Below are 5,448 nucleotides of genomic sequence, written 5' to 3'. Positions count from 1 at the left end.
GTCCATGGCGCGCCCTGTCGCACCTCCCCACCCGCACCCGTTTCCCTTCGACCCGACCTACGGCCACGACCTCGCCGCGCTCCGCGCCGTTCCCGGCCCCGCGCACGAGCCGGACGACTTCGACGCGTTCTGGCGCGACCTGTACCGGCGGGCCCGGGACGTCCGGGTCGACGCGCGGATCGAAGAACGACTGCCCGACGGGTGGCAGGAAGCCGCCCTCGACGAGCACCATGCCGACCACGCCGCCGTGGCGGCGTACCGCATCAGCTACACCAGCCTCGGCGGGGTGCGGCTGGGCGGCTGGCTCACCGTGCCCGCGACGGGCGAGCCGTGCCGCGCCGCGGTGATCACCCATGGCTACGGCGGGCGGGCGGCGCCGGACCCCCGGCTGCCGATGGCCGGCGCGGCATCGATCCAGCCGTGCCTGCGGGGACTGCCCGCACTCAGCGAACTGCCCGCCGTCACCTCCCCGCACGTCCTGAACGGCATCGCTTCGCGCGAGACCTACGTGCACGGCGGGTGCGCCGCCGACGTGTGGTGCGCGGTGACCGCGCTGCACGACCTGGTCCCGTCCGTCCGCGGCCTGCGGCTGGACTTCCAGGGCACCAGCTTCGGCGGCGGCATCGGCGCGCTCGCGCTGCCGTGGGACGAGCGTTTCGCCACCGGGCAGTTGACCGTGCCCAGCTTCGGCGACCATCCCCTGCGGGTCGGCCTGGAGTGCCGGGGCAGCGGCGCGCACGTCCGTGAGCGATGGCTGGCGGACCCGTCGGTGCTGGAAGTCCTCGCCTACTTCGACGCGGCCGCGGCCGCCCGCCGTCTGCGCATCCCGGTGCACGTCGCCGCGGCGCTCCTGGACCCGTCCGTGCCGCCGCCCGGCCAGTTCGCGGTCTTCAACTGCCTCGCCGGGCCGAAGGAGTTGCACGTCATGCCGTTCGGCCACTGGCCCGACCACCCCGACAACCAGGCCGTCCAGGACCGGCTGCACACCGCCATGCGCGACTTCTTCGCCCGGCCCGCCCCACCCCTGCCGTCCGATCCGGACGGTGCCGTCGGTGCCCGTGGTTGACCGAGCCCTACCGCCGTGCGTGGCGCGGACGTAGTGCGGTGCGGGTGTACTACCGGTCGTGGCGGACGGTGGGTCGGGTGACGGGGACGACGGTGACGGACGGCACGGCCCACTACCGGGGCAACGCCGCGGGGCCGCCGCCGCCCTGACGGTCGGGGGCGGCTCGCAGCTCGTCGAGGGTGTCCAGTACGGGGACGCCGAGGCGGTGGCTCGCGCCGAGCACGTCACCGTGGACAGCCGCGCCTTCCCTGCCGCGAAGTGCCCGCAGGGGTGTCTTCCGCTCCCGGCTCTCCGGCTCGGCGCTCCTCATGACGTGACGATGACGACCGCGACGACGAAACCGGCGAGTACCAGCAGCGCAGCCATGAGCAGGGGCGGGTTCACCATGCGTCCCAGCGGCTGCCGGCGACGCATGCGGGTCTGGCGGACGCGCCACTGGACGTATCCGGCGACCGTCACGCCGCCCGACAGGGCGATCAGGTAGGCGCCCAGCGCCAGCCGCAGTGCGCGCGGGGTGATACCGGTCAGCCGGACCACGGCGAAGGACGCGGCCAGGAACGCCAGCGCCGTACGCGACCAGGCCAGCAGTGTCCGCTCGTTGGCCATCGTGGCGCGGTAGTCGGGTTCCTCGCCCTGCTCCCACCAGGGGCCGCCCTCGGGTGGTTCGCCGTCGTCGCCCGGACCGGAGCCAGTGGTGGGGTCCTTGCTGTCGGACATCAGCGGTCGCCCCCGGTCGCCAGGACGGTCGGCTCATCGACGTTCGCGTTCACCGGGTCGGTCCGCTGATCGCGTCGCCGACGTATTTGGCTCCCAGCACGACCAGAACCGTGATCATGATCGCCGCGTTGTGCCGGGCCCCGCGACGGCTCGGTGAGCCATGCCGCCTCCCGTCGTAGGAACGCTTCCACGTTCCGTGCAGCCCCCGGGCACCGCGACCCGGAGGACCCACACGGGTGATCGGCCCGTCCGGGTCGGGGCCTCGAATGGAGTACGCGCGATCGTGGGCCGAGGACGCGCGGGGGAGGGTGGGGACAGCCGTGCCGGCCCACGAGCCGGGACAGCGGTGCCGGCCCTTGGGCCGCCGCAGCCCGCCACGAGCACAGGGAGCCCACGTTGCCCGAGCACACCGAGCCCAAGCCCGCGCAGCCGACGATCGCCACCGCCAACCATCAGCTCACGGCGCAACTGCCCTTCGACGACACGCGGGACCTGGAGAACGCCAAGCGCGGCTTCATGGGCACGGCGCGGGACAACCTGATCGCCGACGGCACCGGACGCACCGTGTGGGACCTGACCGCGTACGGATTCCTGGACGGGGACTGCCCGGACACCGTGAACCCGAGCCTGTGGCGGCAGGGTCGGCTCTGCGCCGACCACGGCCTGTTCGAGGTGACCGAGGGCATCTACCAGATCCGCGGCTTCGACCTGTCCAACATGACGCTGGTCGAGGGCGAGCGCGGCATCCTCGTCATCGACCCGCTGCTGACCGCGGAGACCGCCGCCGCGGGCCTGGCCCTGTACCGGGAGCACCGCGGCGACCGCCCCGTCACCGCCGTGCTGTACACCCACAGCCACGCCGACCACTTCGGCGGGGTGCGCGGAGTCGTCACCGACGACGACATCGCCGGCGGCGTACCGATCTTCGCCCCGCTGGGCTTCCTGGAGCACGCGGTCAGCGAGAACGTCTACGCCGGCACCGCCATGTCCCGCCGCTCCGGCTACATGTACGGCGCCGCCCTGCCCAAGGGCGCTCGCGGCCAGATCAGCGCGGGACTGGGCCAGACCACGTCGACCGGTGCGGTCACCCTGATCCCGCCGACGCACGACATCACCGCCACCGGGCAGACCGAGACCGTGGACGGCATTCGGATGGTCTTCCAGCTCACTCCGGGCACCGAGGCGCCGGCCGAGCTGAATATCCACTTCCCGGACCGTTCTGCCCTGTGCATGGCCGAGAACGCCACCCACAACCAGCACAACCTGCTCACTTTGCGCGGTGCCGAAGTCCGTGACCCGCACGTCTGGGCGGCCTACCTCACCGAGGCGGTCGCGCTGTTCGCGGGCTCCTCGGACGTCGCTTTCGCCTCCCACCACTGGCCGGTGTGGGGCCGGGAGGAACTGACGCGTTTCCTGTCCGAGCAGCGCGACCTGTACGCGTACCTGCACGACCAGACGCTGCGCATGCTCAACCAGGGCCTGACCGCCCTGGAGATCGCCGAGGCGATGCAGATGCCGCCCGCGCTGGAGCGCGCCTGGCACACGCACGGCTACTACGGCTCCGTCAGCCACAACACGAAGGCGATCTACCAGCGTTACCTGGGCTGGTTCGACGGCAATCCGGCCCACCTGTGGGAGCACCCCCCGGTCGAGGCGGCCCGCCGGTACGTGGAGTTCATGGGTGGCGCCGACGAGGTCGTGCGTCGGGCGCGGGAGTCCTTCGCCGACGGCGACTTCCGCTGGGTGGCCCAGGTCGTCAACCACGTGCTGTTCGCCGACCCCGACCACGTCGGCGCCCGCGAGTTGCAGGCGGACGCGCTGGAGCAGCTCGGCTACGGCAGCGAGAACGGAACCTGGCGCAACTTCTACCTGATGGGCGCGCTGGAACTGCGGGACGGCTCGGTCGGCACCCCCATCACGACCACCTCACCCGACATGCTGGCCGCGCTGACTCTCGACCAGCTCTTCGACGCCCTCGCCATCCGCGTGGACGGCCCGCGCGGCTGGGACGCGGACATCGCCGTGCGCTGGAACATCAGGGGCCAGGACCCCGTCACCCTGCGACTGCGCAACGGCGTTCTCACCCACGTCACCGGCACCGGGTCCGCCGCGGTCGACCCGCAGGTCGAGGTCACCCTCACCGAGGCGGACCTACGCGCCCTGCTCGCCGGCGCCACGGCCCCCGCGGACCTGGCCGCACAGGACGGCGTGAAGATCACCGGCGACGCGGGCAAGTTGCCCGAACTCCTGGGCCACCTCACCGACCCCGACCCCGACTTCGCCATCGTCACCCCCTGAGCTTGCCCGGGTCGGGACGTGGGCCTGTTCGCCGAGGCGGACCATAAGGCCGTTTCGTCCACGTCTACGCGGCAGACGACGACAGTGACTCCAACGCCGAGCCGAAGACGGAGGAATGAGGATGTACCTCACCGGAAATGCGTCTCGCTATTCGAGAGTGCCTCGGCGTCTGGCGGTCGGTCACGGTCGTCGGATGCATTCGCGCGCCGGAATTCGCTGCCTGACGGCACGGCAATGGCACGCGGCCCACTCATTGGTTTGGATGGCAACAAAGCCCCAAGTCTCGACCTGGGGCTTCTTCATGGAGCGGATGACGGGAATCGAACCCGCGCTCTGAGCTTGGGAATCAGGGTGTCCTGGGGCGCTCGCCGCAGGTCAGAGGCTGCGAACTGGTGTCAGCGCACCGCGAACGTGCTGCCGACGACGACCGCAGGTGCCCGAGCCATACCGCCTGGGTTGGTGCGGATGTGGTGCGGCGGCTCAGCCCTACCGGTCGTGGCGGACGGTGGGTCGGGTGACGGGGACGACGGTGAGGAGGTCGTCGAGGCCCTTGTAGTCGTCGGGGTTGGTGGTGAAGAGGGGGAGTTCCTCGGCGATGGCGATGGCGGCGATCATGAGGTCGGCGACGCGGCGACGCGGCTTGCGTCCGGCACCGATCACAGCTGCGCAGACCCTGCCGTAGATGCGGGCGGCTTCGGTGTCGAAGGGGATCGGGTCGAACTCGTTCTCGGCGCGTTGCAGGATGTCGAGGCGCCGGCCCCGTTCCGCGTGCTCGTCGTAGTCGTCCTGTTCCTCGTTCCTGCGCACCTCGTGGGGGCCGGCGGACAGTTCCGCCAGGGTGATGGCGGTGATCGCGACCTCGGCGGGGAGTTCCGCGGGGTCGAGCCACTTGCGCAGGATGACGATGTTGGTGTCGAGCAGGCCCTGGGCGTACTCAGCGGGCATAGGGGTCGTCCGTCCCCTGCTCGGCCGTGGCGTCCTGGTCGGCGCGGAACGCCTCCAGCGAGACGTCCGACGCTGTACGGGACATGGCCGCGAACTCCGCACGCGGAACGAACCGCCGCCGGCGGCGCAGCGGGATCAGCTCCCCGATCTGGTGACCGTCGCGGGTGACGGTGAAGGACTGGCCGCCCTGAACGGCGTCCATGATCTCTCTGGACCGGTTGCGCAGATCGCGCTGGGTGATCTCGGGCTGCGCCGACATGTGCTCCACGGTAGCGCGTGGTAGCACCGGGTGCCACGGCACGACGGAGTCGCTGCGACGTGGCTGCGGATGGTGTCGCCGTCCAGCAGCGCCCGGTCCGCTTCCGCGCAGCCGTAAGACCGACCGGACCGGCCGGCCGCGGCCGCTGTCCGTGATGAGGGGG

Annotated in this window: 6 protein-coding genes; 2 read left to right on the top strand and 4 right to left on the bottom strand. The window is 71.6% G+C overall.

Features of this window, described 5'->3' with window-relative positions:
* Positions 1 to 4 precede the first annotated feature (4 nt).
* Complete coding sequence (locus AC13HU_RS31310) at positions 5 to 1,066, top strand: acetylxylan esterase (RefSeq protein WP_483045355.1); 1,062 nt, start codon at positions 5 to 7, stop codon at positions 1,064 to 1,066.
* Between the two features lie 112 nt (positions 1,067 to 1,178).
* Here the strand turns inward: AC13HU_RS31310 and AC13HU_RS31305 are convergent, their stop codons facing one another.
* Both AC13HU_RS31305 and AC13HU_RS31300 read right to left on the bottom strand, forming a co-directional pair.
* Positions 1,179 to 1,376, bottom strand: coding sequence for a hypothetical protein (locus AC13HU_RS31305; protein WP_483045353.1), 198 nt, complete (start codon positions 1,374 to 1,376; stop codon positions 1,179 to 1,181).
* The gene (locus tag AC13HU_RS31300) at positions 1,373 to 1,783 is read right to left on the bottom strand and encodes a YidH family protein (protein ID WP_483045352.1); all 411 of its coding nucleotides are present in this window, start codon (positions 1,781 to 1,783) and stop codon (positions 1,373 to 1,375) included. The genes AC13HU_RS31305 and AC13HU_RS31300 overlap by 4 nt, the downstream gene beginning before the upstream one ends.
* 516 nt (positions 1,784 to 2,299) lie before the next feature.
* Between AC13HU_RS31300 and AC13HU_RS31295 the strand changes: the two genes are divergently transcribed.
* On the top strand, positions 2,300 to 4,081 hold the full coding sequence (locus AC13HU_RS31295; protein WP_483045354.1) for an alkyl/aryl-sulfatase: 1,782 nt from the start codon (positions 2,300 to 2,302) through the stop codon (positions 4,079 to 4,081).
* Between the two features lie 486 nt (positions 4,082 to 4,567).
* Here AC13HU_RS31295 and AC13HU_RS31290 read toward each other — a convergent pair whose 3' ends face one another.
* Together AC13HU_RS31290 and AC13HU_RS31285 are read right to left on the bottom strand one after the other, a co-directional pair.
* Positions 4,568 to 5,026 (bottom strand): PIN domain-containing protein, encoded by a 459-nt coding sequence (locus AC13HU_RS31290; protein ID WP_483045351.1) that lies wholly within the window; start codon positions 5,024 to 5,026, stop codon positions 4,568 to 4,570.
* Complete coding sequence (locus AC13HU_RS31285; protein ID WP_483045350.1) at positions 5,016 to 5,285, bottom strand: type II toxin-antitoxin system Phd/YefM family antitoxin; 270 nt, start codon at positions 5,283 to 5,285, stop codon at positions 5,016 to 5,018. Before AC13HU_RS31285 ends, AC13HU_RS31290 begins: the two co-directional genes overlap by 11 nt.
* Positions 5,286 to 5,448: the final 163 nt, after the last annotated feature.

Source organism: Streptomyces sp. NH27, assembly GCF_056859195.1.
The sequence above is the reverse complement of the archived record's forward strand: the minus strand, read 5'-3'. Positions and strand labels throughout refer to the sequence as shown.

Bases quoted from the DNA above. Each gene is read 5' to 3' on its own strand.
- AC13HU_RS31310 (WP_483045355.1), top strand. From the start codon at position 5: ATGGCGCGCCCTGTCGCACCTCCCCACCCGCACCCGTTTCCCTTCGAC.
- AC13HU_RS31305 (WP_483045353.1), bottom strand. From the start codon at position 1,376: ATGAGGAGCGCCGAGCCGGAGAGCCGGGAGCGGAAGACACCCCTGCGG.
- AC13HU_RS31300 (WP_483045352.1), bottom strand. From the start codon at position 1,783: ATGTCCGACAGCAAGGACCCCACCACTGGCTCCGGTCCGGGCGACGAC.
- AC13HU_RS31295 (WP_483045354.1), top strand. From the start codon at position 2,300: ATGGGCACGGCGCGGGACAACCTGATCGCCGACGGCACCGGACGCACC.
- AC13HU_RS31290 (WP_483045351.1), bottom strand. From the start codon at position 5,026: ATGCCCGCTGAGTACGCCCAGGGCCTGCTCGACACCAACATCGTCATC.
- AC13HU_RS31285 (WP_483045350.1), bottom strand. From the start codon at position 5,285: ATGTCGGCGCAGCCCGAGATCACCCAGCGCGATCTGCGCAACCGGTCC.